At 55.6% G+C, this 3,356-nt stretch carries 2 protein-coding genes; both read right to left on the bottom strand.

Features of this window, described 5'->3' with window-relative positions; genetic code table 11:
• Nucleotides 1–641: 641 nt before the first annotated feature.
• Nucleotides 642–2,117 carry a LysM peptidoglycan-binding domain-containing protein gene (locus SB772_RS38870; RefSeq protein WP_410838371.1) on the bottom strand — a complete coding sequence of 492 codons (1,476 nt, stop codon included), beginning with the start codon at nucleotides 2,115–2,117 and terminating at the stop codon, nucleotides 642–644.
• The coding region (locus tag SB772_RS38865) for a DUF2345 domain-containing protein (RefSeq protein ID WP_410838370.1) at nucleotides 2,117–3,356 on the bottom strand (1,240 nt) is incomplete at its 5' end. The genes SB772_RS38870 and SB772_RS38865, both read right to left, overlap by 1 nt.

The following is a 3,356-nucleotide window of genomic DNA, read 5'->3' as shown; positions in this document are numbered from 1 at the left end:
TCAAATCGAAAATGATGGGCACCACTTTGATGTCGGTTCTCGCCGTCGTCTACGACGGTCGTCGTGAGGCGCTTACTTTCATCCTAAGCGAATTGGTCGTTGCGTCGTCTTGCCACCCAGTTGCCTGAACAGGGCAAATGCCTGTGCAAGGCAATAGTTGTGTCACCGTGCCGTTGGCTGATCGATATCTACACGTATCCTGTTCCATTCCGGCAGGAATAGTCATTGATCCGCGACGGAGACACAGCGACGTGATCCCTTACGAAGAGTCAACTTCCCCGCAATCGTCGCGGACTGCCCACAGTAGTTCGACACGTTTGCATTGGACAGATCCAATAGGATTGTGTCTCCATTCTTGGTGACTACGGCGGTATCAGAAGTCAACAACGGAAAAGTCGTGACATTTCCAGAGACCTTTGGGGCACCCTTATAGTCACCGGTTGTTACAGAGCAACTATTTGTGCTAGCTTCGCTCTTTGTCGTGGTGAGGTAATCAAATCCGATAACGCTCTCGCCATCCAATTGGACTGTCAAATCATGTGCGGTGCCATCGCGTGTGATTGAACATTCCCACGCTTGCTTCTCAGCCTGTGCACATGCAGCGAGACCAACAAGAAAAGTAGCAACAGTAATTTTCGTAATCATGATTTGCCAGCCTTTAACGCTGCAGTTATTTCGAGCAGGACTCGACCTGCAGGTACGGGCGACGGATCACATGCAAACGCCCTCGGTATAATTTTCTGTTCAATGAAGTCGTTCAACCAGTGCCGATGTGCTGACACGTAACTAGCTTCATATGATTGAGCTAAGGTGGCTGCCCGCGCATTACCCACTTGGGCAATCAGCAGCTTCTTGGCATGCGACTCAGTAATGGCTTCGTTAACGAAGGATGCAACGTCACCTGGGCCCAAATTGTGGCTTGCATACATCAGCTTTGCACGATCGGTGGAATTTAGCGAGTCCAATGAATATCCACGCTGTTGAAGGGCCCAAGTGTTCTTTTTCGCATAGTCAACAGCACTGTAGATTGCACATTCTGGATCGTAACGTAGGTCGAGTAGAGCCTGGACGTTCGCATCATCTGCCTGTGCGCGGCCGGTTACATGCTTTAGAAGATTCTTTTCTGTGAGTCGTTTTGTTGTACCGTCTGAGAAGACAAAATTTGCATGGCTCGACGGACCACTCACGATCCAACCACGTGCCTTTGCTTTTTCGTTCAAAAATGACCCTTCCTCTACTGCCATTGCGATCCACGTGCCATCCAAGAATTGCGTCATGCCACGAGCCGACGATCTCGACGACGCAGATCTTGCATCCCATTCTCCAGTACGTATCTCCTGTTGCTTCATTTTTGGGGAGCCGTCTTTGTTTTTAACAGGTTTGCCCTTTGAATATACCTGCCGGGATTGCAAGATAGATAATTTTGCAGCCTCAGCGTTCATGATGGCAGTAACGGCTTGAGGTTGAATCCCTGCTCGCGTCGCTGCGCCGATAACGTAGTCGCGATACCTGTTGTTCGGACCAAGCCTGAGGTTGTCCTTGTTCGGACATTCAATTCCGACGTTGATTACCGGATTTCCAGCCGGATTACGATTGTGCTGAATCTGCCCCGGGTCCAGCTTGACGGGTTGCGCGGGATCGTGATCAGGATGTCCGTCATGCCGGCGAAGCGGCATCTCAATCTTATGCTTGGGACTCCGCAAAGTCTGCTGGTGTACCCCAGGCGGCGCAGCAAGTGTCGCAACCTTTTTCTCGCCACCGCTCAGTTTTTTGACAAAGATCTGGGGTTTATCGTCCTTGTCTTTCGTTCGTATGGGCGGGATGAGTCCCTTGTCATCCGTCTTGAAATGGTATTCACCTTCCGCCGTGACGACGCGGGTTTTCAGGTCGCAGATCGGCTGTCCGATTGCATCGACGAAGCAGATCCATTGCTCATTGTAGAAATCGTCGTCCTGGGCGTATGACTCGCGCGGAATCTTGATCTGCTGTCCGACGTAGATCAGGTTTGGGTCGTCAATTCCGTTGACTCCTGCCAGCACGTCTGCGTCTGTATCGTGCTGATGCGCAATCTTGCCAAGGGTGTCGCCCAGTACAACCGTGTAAATCTCGTATTCCATTACGCCCACTCCGGTTTGTCGCCGATATTACAGTCTTCAGTCCTTTCCGCTCCGGCGGCTCGGTCGATGTCGAGATCGGTGAGTGTGCTCCAGTCACCTTGACCGAAAAGCGCCGCGGCATCACAGTCTTCAGGATCTTTCATGCGTGCCGAACCACTTGCTGTGCTCGTGCCTTGAGTCGCGAGCTTGAAGGGGGCGGTCTCGTCAGGTTGTGTGAACAGTTTGTACGGGACCTGCTGCAATGCCGCTCCATCTACCAGCGAGCGAAACGCAAGCTGCTGGCTAATTGCGCCTGGTCCTGCGTAGGGCATGTCTGGCATGGGCATACGCATGGTCGCCGCGCCGGGCCTGCTCCAACTATTGGTCTTTTCGAGAATCTGCCCCGGCGTGCCGTTCTCGATGCCAGCTGCATTGATCCTGATGTACGAGCCGCCCGCGCCGATCCAGATTTCCTTCGCGGCGTTGAGAATGACCTTGCCGTCCGTGCTGGTGATGGTGACGTCCTTGAGCGCAGTCAGTTCCATCGCGTCGCTCTGTGCCTGCATCTCGAGCTTGCCCTGCGCAGCGATGAGCCTCATGCCGAGGCGGTACGCGAAGATCGACACCGCTCCCTTGACCGCCGCAAGGAAAGAACGGCCAGACGAGATGCTTACGTCACGACCCGTCGTCACCGCCAGGTCCTGCTGGCTTGCCAGGTGTGTACTGTGCGCCGCAGTGAATCCGAAACCGGCCGCGCTGGCGAACACCATGTCGGGTCTCGCGAGCTGAGGAAACGGGTTGTCGGCCGTCGTCGCGTCGGCGCCGCGTATTGCGTCGTTCTGCGCCTTGATGGCCTCGGTGGCGTCGTTCTGGTCCGCTCCGGTCTGCTGCGCCTTGTGCTGCTGCGCGAGCCTGGCCAGATCTTCATGCTGCTCACGGGCCTGCGTCAGACGCTGCACCGTCTCGCCCATGTCCTTGACTGGCGCAGCTGCGCCCTGGCGCGCTTCGGTGGTAAGCAGCATGCCTCGTCCAGCGCGCATGACCGCCTCTGCATCGGTCGCGAGTTCAACGCCCTCACCGCGCGCTTCCTTGCGTCCCTCGTTGCCCGCAATCCGGGTGTTGTAGCCGAGCACCAGGCGCGAGTTCGTGTAGTCGCTCGTCACCTGTACCTGAGGCTTGCCGGTCGTGTCGTCCGCCACGACGCTGTTGGACATCGCGCCGTCGAGTTCCTTCGTGCGCGTGCCCGACAGCGCCTGGTTG

The sequence above is a fragment of the Paraburkholderia sp. SIMBA_030 genome, from assembly GCF_046535245.1.
GTDB lineage: Bacteria > Pseudomonadota > Gammaproteobacteria > Burkholderiales > Burkholderiaceae > Paraburkholderia.
The sequence above is the reverse complement of the archived record's forward strand: the minus strand, read 5'-3'. Positions and strand labels throughout refer to the sequence as shown.

Bases quoted from the DNA above. Each gene is read 5' to 3' on its own strand.
- SB772_RS38870 (WP_410838371.1), bottom strand. From the start codon at position 2,117: ATGGAATACGAGATTTACACGGTTGTACTGGGCGACACCCTTGGCAAG.